Annotated in this window: 16 protein-coding genes; 6 read left to right on the forward strand and 10 right to left on the reverse strand. The window is 63.9% G+C overall.

Annotated elements, in window-relative coordinates:
- Positions 1-35: 35 nt before the first annotated feature.
- Positions 36-254, forward strand: a complete 219-nt coding sequence (locus C8J98_RS21060) for a twin transmembrane helix small protein (RefSeq protein ID WP_036139356.1) — start codon at positions 36-38, stop codon at positions 252-254.
- A gap of 71 nt (positions 255-325) precedes the next feature.
- Positions 326-748, forward strand: a complete 423-nt coding sequence (locus tag C8J98_RS21065) for a hypothetical protein (protein ID WP_107915779.1) — start codon at positions 326-328, stop codon at positions 746-748.
- 21 nt (positions 749-769) lie between these two features.
- Here C8J98_RS21065 and nadS read toward each other — a convergent pair whose 3' ends face one another.
- The 7 genes from nadS to C8J98_RS21095 all read right to left on the reverse strand — a co-directional run bounded on the left by nadS (position 770) and on the right by C8J98_RS21095 (position 6,411).
- Positions 770-1,054 (reverse strand): NadS family protein, encoded by a 285-nt coding sequence (gene nadS, locus C8J98_RS21070; protein WP_107915781.1) that lies wholly within the window; start codon positions 1,052-1,054, stop codon positions 770-772.
- Positions 1,038-1,373: a type II toxin-antitoxin system RelE/ParE family toxin gene (locus tag C8J98_RS21075; protein WP_107915783.1), complete on the reverse strand. Its 336-nt coding sequence runs from the start codon at positions 1,371-1,373 to the stop codon at positions 1,038-1,040. Before C8J98_RS21075 ends, nadS begins: the two co-directional genes overlap by 17 nt.
- Positions 1,374-2,304: 931 nt before the next feature.
- Positions 2,305-3,198: a cytochrome c oxidase subunit 3 gene (locus C8J98_RS21080; protein ID WP_107915785.1), complete on the reverse strand. Its 894-nt coding sequence runs from the start codon at positions 3,196-3,198 to the stop codon at positions 2,305-2,307.
- Between the two features lie 35 nt (positions 3,199-3,233).
- Positions 3,234-3,359 (reverse strand): hypothetical protein, encoded by a 126-nt coding sequence (locus tag C8J98_RS22505; protein WP_255417757.1) that lies wholly within the window; start codon positions 3,357-3,359, stop codon positions 3,234-3,236.
- A gap of 3 nt (positions 3,360-3,362) precedes the next feature.
- Complete coding sequence (ctaD, locus tag C8J98_RS21085; protein ID WP_107915787.1) at positions 3,363-4,976, reverse strand: cytochrome c oxidase subunit I; 1,614 nt, start codon at positions 4,974-4,976, stop codon at positions 3,363-3,365.
- Positions 4,977-5,008: 32 nt separating this feature from the next.
- Positions 5,009-5,908: a cytochrome c oxidase subunit II gene (gene coxB, locus C8J98_RS21090; RefSeq protein ID WP_107915789.1), complete on the reverse strand. Its 900-nt coding sequence runs from the start codon at positions 5,906-5,908 to the stop codon at positions 5,009-5,011.
- A 20-nt stretch (positions 5,909-5,928) separates the two neighbouring features.
- On the reverse strand, positions 5,929-6,411 hold the full coding sequence (locus C8J98_RS21095; RefSeq protein ID WP_199229981.1) for a DUF2244 domain-containing protein: 483 nt from the start codon (positions 6,409-6,411) through the stop codon (positions 5,929-5,931).
- Between the two features lie 179 nt (positions 6,412-6,590).
- On the opposite strand from C8J98_RS21095, the gene putA reads away from it, so the two are divergent.
- The 3 genes from putA (at position 6,591) to C8J98_RS21110 (ending at position 11,571) form a co-directional block, all read left to right on the forward strand.
- Complete coding sequence (gene putA / locus C8J98_RS21100; protein WP_107915791.1) at positions 6,591-9,743, forward strand: bifunctional proline dehydrogenase/L-glutamate gamma-semialdehyde dehydrogenase PutA; 3,153 nt, start codon at positions 6,591-6,593, stop codon at positions 9,741-9,743.
- A 219-nt stretch (positions 9,744-9,962) separates the two neighbouring features.
- The gene (locus tag C8J98_RS21105) at positions 9,963-10,583 is read left to right on the forward strand and encodes a hypothetical protein (RefSeq protein ID WP_146171692.1); all 621 of its coding nucleotides are present in this window, start codon (positions 9,963-9,965) and stop codon (positions 10,581-10,583) included.
- Between the two features lie 31 nt (positions 10,584-10,614).
- Positions 10,615-11,571, forward strand: a complete 957-nt coding sequence (locus C8J98_RS21110; RefSeq protein ID WP_146171693.1) for a hypothetical protein — start codon at positions 10,615-10,617, stop codon at positions 11,569-11,571.
- Between the two features lie 48 nt (positions 11,572-11,619).
- Here C8J98_RS21110 and dcp read toward each other — a convergent pair whose 3' ends face one another.
- The 3 genes from dcp to bioD all read right to left on the reverse strand — a co-directional run bounded on the left by dcp (position 11,620) and on the right by bioD (position 14,950).
- A complete protein-coding gene (gene dcp / locus C8J98_RS21115; RefSeq protein ID WP_107915797.1) occupies positions 11,620-13,812 on the reverse strand; it encodes a peptidyl-dipeptidase Dcp in 2,193 nt (730 codons plus the stop codon).
- Between the two features lie 94 nt (positions 13,813-13,906).
- A complete protein-coding gene (locus C8J98_RS21120; RefSeq protein WP_107915799.1) occupies positions 13,907-14,242 on the reverse strand; it encodes a hypothetical protein in 336 nt (111 codons plus the stop codon).
- 36 nt (positions 14,243-14,278) lie between these two features.
- Positions 14,279-14,950 (reverse strand): dethiobiotin synthase, encoded by a 672-nt coding sequence (bioD, locus tag C8J98_RS21125; RefSeq protein WP_107915801.1) that lies wholly within the window; start codon positions 14,948-14,950, stop codon positions 14,279-14,281.
- 75 nt (positions 14,951-15,025) lie between these two features.
- Here bioD and C8J98_RS21130 point away from each other — a divergent pair, with 75 nt between their 5' ends.
- Positions 15,026-15,514, forward strand: coding sequence for a GAF domain-containing protein (locus tag C8J98_RS21130; RefSeq protein WP_107915803.1), 489 nt, complete (start codon positions 15,026-15,028; stop codon positions 15,512-15,514).

Consider the following 15,514-nt stretch of genomic DNA (forward strand, 5'->3'; position numbering starts at 1 on the left):
ATACTCGGATTGTCGATATCAGGCGGAAGGGTCACGTGGAAACCATCTATAAGTACGCGCTGGTGATCCTGCTGTTGGTTGTGCTCTTCAACCTCGGCCAGGCCCTGTTTTTCATGATGACCGACAAAGGCCAGAGCAAACGCACCGTGTGGGCGCTTACCCGTCGCATTGGTCTGTCATTGCTGCTCATCGCCATGGTCGCGCTGGGCATCTTCATGGGCTGGCTGCATCCCCATGGGGTCGGCCAATTCTAACGCGCCCGGCCGGGAGGCCAAGGCGCGGTGCGGCATTTGGTGCCGTGGAGCAGCGATAGGGGGAAACAGGGATGACGTCAGCGACACACAAACCGTTGCCAACAGCGCTATCCCTCGCGCTGATTCCTGTTGCCTGGCTGGGCGTCACCGTCGTCGCGACGGGACTGGAAGGGGTGTTCGGCATCTTCCCCATTCGCTTCGCAGCTGCTCTGAAGAGCTTCCACGACGCGTCGCCGGCGCTACTTATCGGTTGGGGCATCACAGCCACGATGGCAGCCGGCGCCCTGCTTGCCCGGGGCCGTCGACCCTACGCGTGTGTCCTGTTCATGGCCTTGTTCCTCGTTGGATACGCGTGCCTCGCGCCTGCGATGTATCAGCGCGTCATCTTCGGCGTGTGGATCGCCGGCATGGACGGGCTCCTTGTCGTCGTTGGGATCTGGCAACTGACGCGTGAGCGCAGCGACGAATCAGTGGCTCGCTCGACGAGCGAATAGGCTCACTTGCCCGCGGGTAAGTCAGGCCAGGGCAGCAAGCACGTGCTTGGGGTCTTTACGAATGGCACGCAGAAGCGCCCGAGCCGGCCCTGTCGGCGCCCGCCTGCCCTGCTCCCAGTTGCGCAGCGTGCCCACGTCGACATCGAGAAGAAGAGCGAACTTCGATTGCGAAAGGCCGGTCGTTTCCCTGAGCTCCTTGATAGCAGCCGGGTCGACCCAGAACACACGGGATGCCTGCCGTTCGCCGCGAAGGATCTCGTCCATTTCCTGGACGCTCGCCATCAGGTCTTTAAAAAACTTGCTCATAGTGTCGCTTCCAGGTCTCGATGATCTTTCGGAGTGCCTTCCGATGTTCTGCTGAAAGGTCTTCCCGCTCGTTCTTTGCGAATATCAGCAGCATCGCAATGTGAGAGCGGGGAACGAAGTGGTAGTAAATCACCCGCGCCCCGGCACTTTTGCCGCCACGCGCCATCGCAACGCGAACCTTTCTGAGTCCGCCCGTACCCTCCATCACATCGCCGACTTCCGGGTGCTCGACGAGATAGCACTGGAGTCGGGCGTAGTCGTCGTCTTCGAGTAACTCGGTGATCCGCCTCGTGAAGACGGGCGTTTCGACGAAGATCACGTGACGAAGGTACGCCCCTGACGTACATGCGTCAATGGCGTACTCCTCAGGACGATGTGTTCCATGATCCCTCCTCAGCTCGCGCGAATTGCGCGTCTGGAAGGATCCGCACCCGCAAGGCGCAAGGTCAGTGGGCGCGGCTCAACACGGTGGGAAGGCGGCGGCTCCCAAAAAAAGCTTGAGCCAAAAAAAGGTTCATCGCGGATTACCGGGGTCCGGGCGCTCGCCTTCGGCCTCGTGGGCTCGGCTTCGCCGTCGCTCTCTACACTTGAGCGTTTCGCGGGGGAGACCTGGGTGCCCACCCTCGCTGCTCAGACAGTCCTCCGCGTTTCGTACCGGAAAGACCGCTAACGCAGTCCATGTATCTATCTGGCCTACGGCCGCTCCACTTGTGCGGAACTCGCCTCGAGGGTGGGCACCCAGGTCTCTCACGACGAGACGGTTAGCTGTAAGGCGAGCCGTTGGCGTGGGTGTGGTTGCCGAAGCGGACCGTTACGGCGGTCCTGCCGGCACATCATTTCCGGCTCCGTCAGCGCCTTCGTAGCTGCTGCGCTGCCTCGCGAGGACGATCGCGACTGGCGCGACGCGGGTGACCGTCTTGCGATGACGATGGCGACGAGCCAGCAGCCGAAGCAGCGGCGCTTCGTCGGCTCGGCCCACACGAACCTCAGGGATGGGAAGAGTCTTCGGTGCCCACCCTCGAGGCGAGTTCCGCACAAGTGGAGCGGCCGTAGGCCAAATAAGAACATGGTCCGCGCAGCGGACTTTCCGATACGAAACGCGGAGGACTGCCTGAGCAGCGAGGGTGGGCACCGAAGGCTCTGCGCCGCGACGTCCGACGCGTTCAGCGCCCCCGGAATTCAGCGATGAACCAAAAAAAACCCGCCTCACAGCGGGTTCTTCGATTTACATAGCTGTCGACTACGTCAGGTCAAAGCACGTAAACAAACAGGAACAGCGCCAGCCATACCACGTCGACGAAATGCCAGTACCAGGCGACGGCTTCGAAACCGAAGTGGTCGTCCTTGGTGAAGTGGCCCTTGGCGCAGCGGATCCAGATGATCGCCAGCATGATCGTGCCCAACGTCACGTGCATGCCGTGGAAGCCGGTGAGCATGAAGAACGTGGCACCGTAGACGCCGCTGCCCAGCGTGAGGTTGAAGTGCTCGTACGCTTCGGCGTACTCATGGGCCTGGAACCACAGGAAGCAGCAGCCGAGCAGCACGGTGGCGCCGAGACCGATCAGCAGCGCCTTGCGATGACCGGCCTTCAGCGCGTGGTGCGCGATGGTGATGGTCACGCCCGACGAAAGCAGGATCAGCGTGTTGAGGAGTGGCAGGCCCCACGCCGCGATGGTCTGGAACGAACCGCCGATCTTCTGCGGACCGCCGCCGCCGTTCGCGCCCCACGAGGCCTCGTAACCCTGCCAGACGAACTGGTGGGTGAGTACGCCGTGGCCTTCGCCGCCCAGCCAGGGCACGGAGAAGATGCGCGCGTAGAACAGGGCGCCGAAGAACGCACCGAAGAACATGACTTCGGAAAAGATGAACCACATCATGCCCATGCGGAACGAGCGATCGACCTGGCCGTTGTAGCTGCCCGCAAGGGACTCGCGGATGACCGAGCGAAACCAGCCGAAGAACATGCCCAGGATCATGGCAAAGCCAAGCCAGAACATCGGCTTGCCGAAGGCGCTGCTATCGCCCGGCTGCGAGTTCAGCCAGTGCGCGGCACCGTACACGGTGACGAACATGGAGATCGCCGCGACGATGGGCCAATAGCTCTTGCTCGGTACGAAATAGACGTCTTGTTGCTGGTGACCCATGGTGGTTTCCCGTGGATGTCGCTTGGTTTAGCCGATCAGACGTTCAGCATCTGCACGATCGAGAGAAGGAAAACTGACACCGCGAAGCCGCCCGCGATGAGTGCGGTAACTCGAGCGCGCTTGCGGCGCGCCGCCATCCCGATGTCCGTCATGTCCTGCATCGATCAGTGGTCCGTATTGCCGTGGGCGAGCTCGTCGTCGTGAATGACCGGCGGCACGTCGAAGGTGTGGAACGGTGCCGGCGACGGCACGGTCCATTCGAGACCCTTGGCACCTTCCCACGAGCGGTCCGCTGCCTTCTTCTTCGAGAAGAACACGCAGTGGATGATGACGCCGAGGAAGATCAGCTGCGAGGCGCCGAACCAGAAGCCGCCGATGGAGCTGATCATGTTGAAGTTGGCGAAGGCGACGTTGTAATCCGGGATGCGTCGAGGCATGCCCGCCAATCCGAGGAAGTGCTGCGGGAAGAACAACACATTGACCGAGATCACGCTGGACCAGAAGTGGATCTTGCCCCAGGTCTCGCTGTACATGTGACCCGACCACTTCGGGATCCAGTAATACGCAGCCGCCATGATCGAGAAAGCGGCGCCGGTCACCAGTACATAGTGGAAGTGCGCGACCACGAAGTAGGTGTCGTGGTACTGGAAGTCCGCCGGAGCCAGGGCGAGCATCAGGCCGGAGAAGCCGCCGATGGTGAACAGGATCACGAAGGCGATCGAGAACAGCATCGGGGTCTCGAAGGTCATCGAACCGCCCCACATCGTCGACACCCAGTTGAAGACCTTCACGCCCGTGGGCACCGCGATCAGCATCGTCGCGTACATGAAGAAGATCTCCGCGCCCATCGGCAGGCCCACGGCGAACATGTGGTGGGCCCAGACGATGAAGGAGAGGAAGGCGATGGAAGCGATCGCGAAGACCATCGCGCGGTAGCCGAAGATCGGCTTGCGGGCGAAGGTCGGGATGATTTCCGAGATGATCCCGAAGGCCGGCAGGATCATGATGTAGACCTCGGGGTGCCCGAAGAACCAGAAGATGTGCTGGAACAGGACCGGGTCACCGCCACCGGCGGCGTTGAAGAAATTGGTGTGGAAGTACTTGTCGGTCAGCAGCATGGTGACCGCGCCGGCGAGCACGGGCATCACCGCGATCAGCAGGAAGGCCGTGATCAGCCAGCTCCAGACGAAGACCGGCATCTTCAGCAGGTCCATACCCGGTGCGCGCATGTTGAGGATGGTCGCGATGATGTTGATCGCGCCCATGATCGAGCTGATACCCATCAGGTGGATCGCGAAGATCACGTAAGCGACCGACTCGCCCTGCAACGACAGCGGCGGGTACATCGTCCAGCCACCAGCAGGGCCGCCGCCCGGCATGAACAGGGTGGACAGCAGCATGAAGAAGGCGAACGGAAGGATCCAGAACGACAGGTTGTTCATGCGCGGCAGCGCCATGTCCGGCGCGCCGACCATGAGCGGAACCATCCAGTTGGCCAGGCCGACGAAGGCCGGCATGATCGCGCCGAAGATCATCACCAGCGCGTGCATCGTCGTCATTTCATTGAAGAAATACGGCTGCACCAGCTGCATGCCCGGCTTGAACAGCTCCGCGCGGATGACCATCGCGAAGGCGCCGCCGATGAAGAACATCGTCAGCGAGAAAATCAGGTACAGCGTGCCGATGTCCTTGTGGTTCGTGGACATCACCCATCGCTGGAAGAAGCCCTTCGGGGCTCCGTGATGATCGTCGTGGTCGTGGGTGGCTGCGTGCGCCATGGCCTTGCACCTCTACCTGCAAACTTGTTCGGTTAACCCTGGGGGGCCGGGGCGGGAGCGTTCTGGGCGGTCTGCGCGGCCTTCTGGATCTTGGCCTCGTCTTCCTGGGTCGCCAGCCATTGTTCGAATTCGGCCTTCGGCACGGCCTTCACGACGATCGGCATGAAGCCGTGGTCCTGGCCGCACAGTTCGGCGCACTGGCCGCGGTAGACACCGGGCTCCTTGATGTTGGTCCAGGCCGCGTTGGCGATGCCCGGGATCGCGTCCATCTTCCAGCCCAGTGCCGGCACCCACCAGGAGTGGATGACGTCGCCGCCGACGATGATGAAGCGAATCTTGACCCCGACCGGCACCACGAGGGGCTTGTCGACGTCGAGCAGATAGGTGTTGTAGCCCTCGACCTGGATCTTCTCCGGATCGAGGTTGGACTTGAGCTGGCGGGTGCGGTCCGAAGACTCTTCCAGCTTGGATACGAAGCCGACCTTGTCGACGCCCTTACCCTTGTAGTCGACGTAGTCATAACGCCACTTCCACTGGTAGCCGGTGACCTTGATGGTCATGTCGGCGCCGGTGGTATCGGCGAACGTGGTCAGGCCGCCCGTGGCGAGGTTTGCCAGGAAGATCAGGATGATGACCGGGACGACCGTCCAGACGACTTCCAGCTTCGTGCTGTGCGCCCACTTCTCGGCGACGGCGCCGCGCGACTTACGGAAGCGGAACATCGCGATGAACATGGCGCCAAAGACGAGGACGCCGATGACCACGCAAACCCACAGCGCGACCATGTGCATCGCATAGGGCGACCACTCGCTCACACCCTTGGTCATGTTCATCTGGTTGGCGACGGGATTGGCCCATGCCTCCCCACCGAACAGCGCCATCGCGCCTGCCGCCCATGCTGAAACCGATCGTCCGATGCCGCCAGATGTCATGTCTTGCACCTTTAATGAACCTACCTGCGCGACTGGCTTGAGACCTCGGCCAGCAGCACCATGAGTTTCCTTGACACCTCGACCCGTTCCTCTTCCCCGAGAAAGGCGCCGATTTCGAGCTCGCTGCCGTGTGACTTGAGCAACAGACGCTGGCGTCCGTCCCCCGGCGCCAGACCCACCCGGACCCAATACGTCTGGAAGCGCTGTACCCGGCGTCCGGGCACGACCCTCACCTCCAGCGTATCCGGCCCGATGGCGATACGTTCACCCCTGTCGCCAGCCTTCCAGGCCGCGCCAAGCGCGAACCCCACGACGAAGGTTTCGATCAGGGCGAACACGGGAGCGAAGACATTCCCCTGCCACGCGCCAAACGACGCCGTCGCCAGGGCAATCACCGCCAGACCCATGATCAGTCGACGCAGACCGAGCTTGTCCAGCGCGCGGTTGGGCTTGAGCCACAACACGCGCGGCTGACCCGCGACGGTCGGTCGAAGCACGTTCATGGAAAGTCCAGCGTGCCTGGAACCCGACGGATGATAGGGCGCTGGTCAAAAAGCGGCAAGGTTGGAAAGGGACGCGATGTCGCAGGCGGCGCAGCGCGGGGCGCCCTCCCGCTATGCAACACGCACCCGGGGCCGCGCTCCCCTACAATGGGAGGTCTTCCCACGTCGCCCACCTCCCCGTGAACCCATCGATCCTCCGTCCCGAACTCCCGACCGGCGCCGAGCCGGCGCGCGCGCGTATCACGGCCGCCTGGCTGCGCGACGAAACCGAGGCCGTCAACGACCTCCTGGTCCAGGCCACCCTGCCCCCGACCGAGCGCGAACACGTCATCGATGTCGCCGCCGGCCTGGTCTCGCGCGTCCGCGCGCGGGCCAAGGACCAGAGCGCGGTCGAGTCCTTCATGCGCCAGTACGATCTTTCCTCCGAGGAAGGCGTGTTGCTCATGTGCGTGGCCGAGGCGCTCTTGCGCATCCCCGACAAAGCAACGGCGGACAAACTCATCCGTGACAAGCTGGGTGAGGCCGACTGGAAAAAGCACCTGGGCCAGAGCGAGTCGCTGTTCGTCAACGCGTCCACCTGGGGCCTGATGCTCACCGGCCATCTGGTGAACCTGGCCGAAGAGACCCGCCACGACTTCACTTCCGCCCTGCGCCGCCTCGTTGGCCGCGCGGGCGAGCCGGTCGTGCGCCTCGCCGTGCGCCAGGCCATGCGGATCATGGGCCATCAGTTCGTCATGGGCCGCACCATCAAGGAAGCGCTGGACCGTTCCGCCGAGAAGGAACACGCGGTCTACCGTTACTCGTACGACATGCTCGGCGAGTCGGCGCTCACCCAGGAAACGGCCGAGCGCTACCAGCAGGACTACCGCGACGCGATCAACGCACTCGGTGCCCGCGGCCCGTTCAAGAGCAATCTCGAAGCACCGTCGATCTCGGTGAAGCTCTCGGCGCTGCACCCGCGCTACGAAGTGGCCAACCGTGCCCGCGCACGCATCGAGCTCGGTGCCAAGCTGCTCGAGCTCTCGCAGCTGGCCTTCAAGAACGGCATCGCGCTCTCGGTGGACGCCGAAGAGACCGACCGCCTCGAGCTCTCGCTCGACATCATCGGTGATGTCTTCGAGCACGCGTCGCTGGACGGCTGGAACGGCCTGGGCATCGTCATCCAGGCGTACCAGAAGCGCGCACCCTTCGTCATCGACTGGGTCACCGAGAAAGCCCGCGCCACCGGCCGTCGCTGGTTCGTGCGCCTGGTCAAGGGGGCGTACTGGGACGCCGAGATCAAGCGCTCACAGGAAAACGGCCTGACCGGTTACCCGGTGTATACGCGCAAGCCGAATACCGACGTCTCCTACCTCGCCTGTGCACGTCGTCTGTTCGCTGCCGGCGGCGACGCGGTGTACCCGCAGTTCGCCACGCACAATGCGCATACGATTGCCGCGATCAACCACCTGGCCCAGGGTCGTCCGTACGAGAACCAGCGCCTGCACGGCATGGGCGCGGATCTCTACGCCGAGGTGATCGGCAAGGACAAGCTCAACGTGCCCTGCCGCGTCTACGCGCCGGTGGGTACGCATGAAGACCTCCTGCCCTATCTCGTGCGTCGCCTGCTCGAGAACGGCGCCAACACCAGCTTCGTCAACCGTGTGGTCGACGAGAGCGTGCCGGTGCGCGACCTCGTCGCCGATCCGTGCGAGACGGTGCGTGCCTTCGCCTCCATCCCCCATCCCCGCATCCCCCTGCCGGTCAATCTGTACGGTGAACTTCGGAAGAACTCCATGGGCATGAACTTCGCTAACGACAACGAGCTCCACGAGCTCGCCGACGCCGTCAACCGTCACAGCGGTCCGTGGACCGCCGCCCCGCTGGTCGCCGGTGGAGCCACAGGTGGGACGAAGGTCGAAGTGACCGATCCGTCGGATCGCCGCCGCATCGTCGGCACGGTCGAGAACACCGACCCGGCCCTGGTCGATCGCGCCCTCTCGGCCGCGGTGAAGGCGCAGCCCGCCTGGGACCGCCTGCCGGCCGCCAGCCGCGCGGCGATTCTCGAGCACGCCGCCGAGCAGCTTGAGCACAACCGCGCCGAGTTCATCGCGCTGTGCGTGCGCGAAGCCGGCAAGAGCCTGCCCGATGCCATCGCGGAAATCCGCGAAGCCGCCGACTTCCTGCGTTACTACGCAACCATGGCGCGCCGCCTGTTCGGCCAGCCCGAACAGCTGCCCGGCCCCACCGGCGAGAGCAACCAGCTGTTCCTCAACGGCCGCGGCGTGTTCGTCTGCATCAGCCCCTGGAATTTCCCGCTGGCGATCTTCCTCGGCCAGGTGGCTGCGGCGCTCGCCGCCGGTAACGCCGTCATCGCCAAGCCGGCCGAGCAGACCGCGCTGATCGGCTACGCCGCCGTGAAGCTGCTGCACGCCGCCGGCGTGCCGACCGACGTCCTGCAGTACATGCCGGGCGACGGCGCCACCGTCGGTGCCGCACTCACGCGCGATCCGCGCGTGGCTGGCGTCGCCTTTACCGGTTCGACCGACACCGCCTGGGCAATCAATCGCGCGCTCGCCGCACGCAACGCGCCCATCGCTGCGCTGATCGCCGAGACCGGTGGCCAGAACGCGATGATCGCCGACTCGTCGGCGCTGCCCGAGCAGATCGTCAAGGACGTGATCGCTTCGGCCTTCCAGTCCGCCGGCCAGCGTTGCTCGGCCGCACGCGTACTGTTCGTGCAGGAAGATATCGCCGACAAGGTCACCGCGATGCTCGCCGGCGCCATGGCCGAGCTGAAGATCGGTGACCCCGGTCTGCTCTCGACCGACGTCGGCCCGGTGATCGACAACGACGCACTGCAGATCCTCGTCGACCACGCCGCGCGCATGGACGTCGAAGCGAAGAAGATCGGCGAAGTGCCGCTTAACGACGCCACCGCGAACGGTACGTTCTTCGGTCCGCGCGCTTATGAGATCCCCTCGCTCGACGTACTCACCCGCGAAGTGTTCGGCCCGGTGCTGCACGTGATCCGCTGGAAGGGCTCGGAGCTGGACAAGGTGGTCGAGCAGATCAACGCGACCGGCTTCGGTCTCACGCTCGGTATCCACAGCCGCATCGACGACACCATCGATTACATCCAGAGCCGCGCACGCGTCGGCAACTGCTACGTCAACCGCAACCAGATCGGCGCGGTGGTCGGTGTGCAGCCGTTCGGCGGCGAAGGTCTCTCCGGCACCGGCCCGAAGGCCGGTGGCCCGCACTACCTGCTTCGCTTCGCCGGTGAGCGCACGCTCACGATCAACACCACGGCTGCCGGTGGTAATGCCTCGCTGTTGACCATCGGCGAATAACGCCGCCCTCCTGTGGGAGCCGCTTCAGCGGCGAGAAGCCAACGTAGCGGCGACGCCGAGGTCTCTTCGCCGCTGAAGCGGCTCCCACAGGGCACCCTGCAGCCCCGCAAGCGACGCCTACAACGAAAGTTATATTGCCAAGCGGAGCCTTTTGTTGCTTTCTGGCAGGACATCGCGCCGACCGGAACTCGGCGCCCATCCATCCTGGAGGGCCGTGACATGACGTCGCAGATGTCCGCTACATCCGCTGCACCAGCCGTTCAATCCACACCCCCGTCCCTGCCCGGAAGGCGGCCTCGCCCTGGGCCGGCGCGCGAGACCGAGCGCCTGCTGGCGTTCATGACGACGCCGAAAGGCGATAGCGTCGAACTCGGGGCTCTTGCACCGGGTCCGCTGGACGATGTCTTCCTGGATGCCTCTCCCGGCACGATCAGGGCCGGCGAGATGCTGGAGCTGCCGAGAATGATGATCCTGGCGGCGAGCGCCGATGTCATCCTGGAGCAGACCAACAAGGGCTTCATGGTGACGGGTACGCTCGGAAGGAATAACGAATGCCGACTCATCTTCCACCATGCCTTTAGACGCGTGCGCTGCGATGTACGCGTTCCCAATGGGGCAGCGGAATCCCGCATCACGTTCCTCAGTTCGCCGCGCCAGAAATCGCCGGGCCTTGGGGAACTTCACTCGTTCAACCTTTGCCGCCCCTTGCAAGGACTACGTGGGGATGCCGGTGGGTTTTCGACAACCCTGGACTACCACGCCGATCCGTTGAACGAGGTCCAAGGCATTCTCTGGCGCGGCGGCTTGCTGCAGATCTCGCGGATCAGCCTAACGCCTTAGCAAGATACTCTCCACCTCATGGATGAACGACATGACCCATTCACCAAGAACATCGTCCGCCTCATTGAAGCGGATAGCGTCACTAATCAAGGTACTGCGTCCCGCCGAAGATCCGGACATCGATGACTTCGACGATGCCAGCCCCGGTGAAATCGCACCCGGAGAAACCAGGGATCGGACCTATTTCCGCGTGCAGACAGATGCTCATACGACGGCGGCATTCGCTTACGAGAACCCGGCCATTCCCACGCTGGGGCTCCACCTTGGGATCGTCAAAGGTGACGGAACGACCTCGCTTTCGCTTTGGTTCAAGCGGCCGAGGAAAAGCATCACGTTCACCCTCGTAGCGCCGCCCGGCCTCGCCGACACCGTGACCGTCGCCACATTACTCGGTGCAGACAGCGCCTCACTCATGGCGCTCACGGTGTACCACGACCGAAGCGGACAGCGGGTCCGTCTCGGGATGAGCCTGCCCTCGGGCGGTGCGTTCGATGGGGTGTCCCTGCAGATGCCTCTCGGGACATATGTTGACGACATCGAGATGCTTTCGCCGGTCGACTCGAGCGTGGAGGAGGTCGATTTCGACGAACTCGCACTCGGCGCGGTACCCGACCTGATCGTCCAGCCGAAGTACTTCATCATCGTCGGGGAAGGTGCAATCAAAGTCGCACGAGCAGAAGGCGGCGAACCCACCGATCATGTCCTGACCAGTGACTTGTCGGTGGGTAACGAGGTTGCCGTCATTTTCACAACGCGCAGGAACACGCTCGAACTCACCGTCATACCCGATCCGAGTGCTCCGGACGCCTCACTGATCGAGTTCCTCAGCGGTGATGAATTCGACACATTGCATAGAACGCCGATCGATGCGGCGGGTGGCACGCGGCGCCTGAGTTACACGGAGCGCGATCCACGCAAGAGCATTCAAGGCATTCGATGGACGGGTGCCCGGCTTGCGCTCGACCACCTGGTCCTTCATTCCATCTAACCCCGGGGCATCGGGTGGACGACGCGAAGCATCGTCCACCCGTGCAACTCACTTCAGCCCACGATCCTTCAGCATCGGCTCGATGCTCGGCTCCTTGCCGCGGAAGTCGCGGTAGAGCTTGCCGAGCTCCTCGGTGTTGCCACGCGAGAGGATCTTGTCGCGGAAGATCTGCCCGTTCTCGCGGGTCAGGCCGCCGTGTTCCTTGAACCACTCGAAGGCGTCGGAATCGAGCATCTGGGTCCACAGGTACGCGTAGTAGCCCGCAGCGTAACCGTTGCCCCAGATGTGCTGGAAGTAGCTCGAGCGGTAACGCGGGGGCACCTGGGCAAGCGTGAAGCCGGCCTTCTTCAGGGCGTCCGCTTCGAACTTGTCGACGTCCTGCCTGGGTGCGCCCGGGGCGATCATGTGCCACTGCATATCGAGCAGCGCAGCTGAGATGAGCTCGCTCATCGCATAGCCCTGGTTGAAGCTCTTGGCCTTCTTGATCTTGGCGACCAGATCGTCCGGCATGGGGGCGCCAGTCTGGTAGTGCTTCGCGTAATTGGCGAACACCTTCGGATCGGAAGCCCACTGCTCGTTGAACTGCGACGGGAACTCGACGAAGTCGCGTGCGGTGTTCGCGCCGGACAGCGACGGGTACTGCGCCGCGGCGAACATGCCGTGCAGGGCGTGACCGAACTCGTGGAACATGGTCGTCACGTCGTCGAACGAGAGCAGCGCCGGCTGGCCGGCCGCCGGCTTGGTGAAGTTGGCGACGTTGTAGACCACCGGCTTGGTGCCGAACAGCTTCGACTGGTCGACGAAGTTGCTCATCCACGCGCCGCCGTTCTTGTTGTCACGCTTGAAGTAGTCGCAATAGAACAGCGCCATGGAGGTGCCGTCCTTGTCGAACACTTCGAACACGCGCACATCCGGCTGGTACACCGGGATGTCCTTGCGCTCCTTGAACGTGAGTCCGTACAGTTGGTTGGCCGCGTAGAACACGCCGTTCTGAAGCACGTTGTCCAGCTCGAAGTACGGCTTGATCTGTGCTTCGTCGAGGTCGTACTTCGCCTTGCGGACTTTCTCGGCGTAGTGGTCCCAGTCCCATGCCTGGACCTGGAAACCCGCCTTCTCCTGATCGATCACCTGCTGGATGTCGTTCGACTCCGCGGTGGCGCGGGCGACCGCGGCCGGCACAAGGCGCTCCATGAATTTCTCGGCGGCGGCCGGCGTCTTTGCCATCTGGTCGTCGAGCTTCCACGCAGCGTAGTTCGGGAAGCCGAGCAGTTTGGCGCGGTCGGCGCGCAGCTGGGCGATGCGCGTGATGATCTCGCGCGTATCGTTGGCGTCGCCGTGCTCAGCGCGCTCCCACGAAGCCTTGAACAGCTTCTCGCGGGTGTCGCGGTCGTTCATGCCCTGCAGCACGGGCTGCTGGGTAGTGTTCTGCAGCGTGATGACGTACTTGCCGTCGAGCTTGCGATCCTTCGCTGCCGCAGTGGCGGCCGCGATGTCGCCCTCGGAAATACCGTCGAGCGCCTTCGCGTCGTCGACCACCAGGGCGCCGGCCTTACTCGCGGCGAGCAGCTGGTTGGTGAACTTGGTGCTGAGGGTCGACTCTTCCTTGTTGAGGTCTTTCAGCTTGGTCTTGTCGGCCTCGGACAGCTTGGCACCGGCATGGACGAAGTCGTCGTACGTCACCTTGAGCAGGCGAGCGGATTCCGGGTCGAGCTTGAGGGAATCGCGCTTTTCATAGAGGGCTTCGACACGCTTGAAGAGCTTGTCGTTGAGATAAATCGCATCGCTATGTGCGGCGAGCTTGGGCGATTCGTCTTCGTCGACCTTCTGCAGCGTGTCGTTCGTGTTGGCGCCGGTCAGCGCGCTGAACACGTTCTGGGCGCGCTTGAGCAGCACGCCCGACTTCTCCAGAGCGACGATAGTGTTGTCGAAGCTCGGCTCGTCTGCCGAATTGGCGATGGCCTCGACCTCGGCCAGCTGCTGCTTCATGCCTTCTTCGATGGCCGGCTGGAAGTCGGCATCCACGATCTTGTCGAACGGCGGCGCCTGGAACGGCAGCTCGCTCTGGGTCAGCAGCGGGTTCACGTGCGCAGCCGGGGCGGCGGCCGTGGCCGCGGTCGTCGCCGAAGCGGGAGCGGAGCCGGCGGGTGCGGGTGCGGCAGGCTTGTCGGCGTCGTTCGACGACGAGCACGCGGCGGTGAGGGCGATCGAAGTGGCGATCACGAGGCTACGGACCTTCAGCATGGGCAGCGAATCCCTGACGGTGAGCAAAGCGGCGACTCTAGCGGCGCGAGGCCACCGAGGACAACCGCCATCGGTCAGGGGATGGGCCAGGGGGTCAACGGGTGTCGCGCAGCTCCCAGCTCGAACCGATCAGCAGGTTCAGGCGGTGCTTGACGATGCGCATGGGCAGGTTGGTGCTGAGCTGCACGTCCGTACGGTCGTTCGACAGCTCACCCCTGGCCGACGCGCTTGCGTCGGTAACGCCGAGGCCAGGGTCGACCTCGTCCGGCTCCGGCTGTTTGGCGCGCCAGCGCTGGAACAGGTTGTCGCTGCGCATGGCATCGGCGATATCGGCGGCCAGCTTTTCCGGGCCGATGCCTTCGAAGGAAAGCTCCGGGTCGGGTCCTTTCGCTTTGCTCATGTCTTTTACGGAGAGGAAATAGGTCGTCATGGCGTCTTAGTTAAGCCGGTGGGTGTGAATTTGCCGTCAGCCGAGCAACTCGAGATCGAGCAGCAGCGCCGCATCGCGCGGCGCCACGCGATACGGCAGCACGCCAATGCATGGCGCGGGCAGCAGGTCGCGCAAGGTCGCGATGTTCTCCTCGCGCAGCGGCATGTCCGATTCAACGACGTTGGCGATCCAGCCGGCGAGTCGGCAACCGTCCGCCTCGATGGCCCGCGCGGTCAGTCGCGCGTGACTGATGCAGCCCAGGCGAATACCGACCACCAGGATCACCGGCAGGTTCCAGCGACGCGGTATGTCCTCGGTCGACATGCCTTCTCCCAACGGCACCATCCAGCCACCGACGCCTTCGACGATCACCCGGTCGTAGTCGCGGGCGAGTGCGGCAAATCCCGCGTCGAGCGGCGGCCACTCGATGGGTCGCTGCGCGCGCGCCGCCGCCAGATGCGGTGCGACCGCCTCCTCGAGCGCGATGGGATTGACCAGCTCATACGGTGGCGGCGGCGAACTTGCCGCCTGCAGGTCGAGTGCGTCCTGGTTGCGCAGGCCATCCGCATGCCGGGCGGATCCGCTGGCCACCGGCTTCATGCCGACGACGCGCTCGCCGGTCTCGCGAAACGCGTAGACCAGGGTCTGCGCGCCGTGGGTCTTGCCGATGCCGGTGTCGGTACCGGCCACGAAGAAGTGTCGTGACATGGGGCCTGGAGCCTTGCGGGGGCGGGGACGTGGCACCATACACGGTCCCAGATACCGAATTCACCGGATACCGTCATGTTCGAAGCCAAGGCCATCGCCACCGACGACAAAGCCACCCTGTACGCGGAGCTGGCGCAGCAAGCCCAGGGCCTGCTTGCCGGCGAGCCGGACATGATCGCCAACGCCGCCAACTTCGCTGCCCTGGTCTTCGACGCCGTGCCGGACATCAACTGGGCGGGCTTCTACCTGTTCGACGGCAAGGAGCTTGTCGTCGGTCCGTTCCAGGGCAAGCCGGCCTGCATCCGCATCGCGATCGGACGTGGCGTCTGCGGTACGGCCGCGCAGACGCTGCAAACCCAATTGATCAGGGACGTACACGAATTCGCCGGTCACATCGCCTGCGACGCGGCGTCCAATTCGGAGATCGTGGTGCCGCTGGTCAAGGCCGACGGCAGCCTGTTTGGCGTGTGGGACGTGGACAGCCCGTCCGTCGCGCGCTTCGACGACGAAGACCGCAAAGGCATGGAAGCGCTTTGCCGCGTCTTCATGGCGACCCTGGCCTGA

This window comes from Luteibacter sp. OK325, assembly GCF_003050935.1.
Classification (GTDB): domain Bacteria; phylum Pseudomonadota; class Gammaproteobacteria; order Xanthomonadales; family Rhodanobacteraceae; genus Luteibacter.

Bases quoted from the DNA above. Each gene is read 5' to 3' on its own strand.
- ctaD (WP_107915787.1), bottom strand. From the start codon at position 4,976: ATGGCGCACGCAGCCACCCACGACCACGACGATCATCACGGAGCCCCG.
- C8J98_RS21120 (WP_107915799.1), bottom strand. From the start codon at position 14,242: ATGACGACCTATTTCCTCTCCGTAAAAGACATGAGCAAAGCGAAAGGA.
- C8J98_RS21065 (WP_107915779.1), top strand. From the start codon at position 326: ATGACGTCAGCGACACACAAACCGTTGCCAACAGCGCTATCCCTCGCG.
- C8J98_RS21080 (WP_107915785.1), bottom strand. From the start codon at position 3,198: ATGGGTCACCAGCAACAAGACGTCTATTTCGTACCGAGCAAGAGCTAT.
- C8J98_RS22505 (WP_255417757.1), bottom strand. From the start codon at position 3,359: ATGCAGGACATGACGGACATCGGGATGGCGGCGCGCCGCAAGCGCGCT.
- bioD (WP_107915801.1), bottom strand. From the start codon at position 14,950: ATGTCACGACACTTCTTCGTGGCCGGTACCGACACCGGCATCGGCAAG.
- coxB (WP_107915789.1), bottom strand. From the start codon at position 5,908: ATGACATCTGGCGGCATCGGACGATCGGTTTCAGCATGGGCGGCAGGC.
- dcp (WP_107915797.1), bottom strand. From the start codon at position 13,812: ATGCTGAAGGTCCGTAGCCTCGTGATCGCCACTTCGATCGCCCTCACC.
- C8J98_RS21105 (WP_146171692.1), top strand. From the start codon at position 9,963: ATGACGTCGCAGATGTCCGCTACATCCGCTGCACCAGCCGTTCAATCC.
- C8J98_RS21110 (WP_146171693.1), top strand. From the start codon at position 10,615: ATGACCCATTCACCAAGAACATCGTCCGCCTCATTGAAGCGGATAGCG.
- C8J98_RS21130 (WP_107915803.1), top strand. From the start codon at position 15,026: ATGTTCGAAGCCAAGGCCATCGCCACCGACGACAAAGCCACCCTGTAC.
- nadS (WP_107915781.1), bottom strand. From the start codon at position 1,054: ATGAGCAAGTTTTTTAAAGACCTGATGGCGAGCGTCCAGGAAATGGAC.
- C8J98_RS21095 (WP_199229981.1), bottom strand. From the start codon at position 6,411: ATGAACGTGCTTCGACCGACCGTCGCGGGTCAGCCGCGCGTGTTGTGG.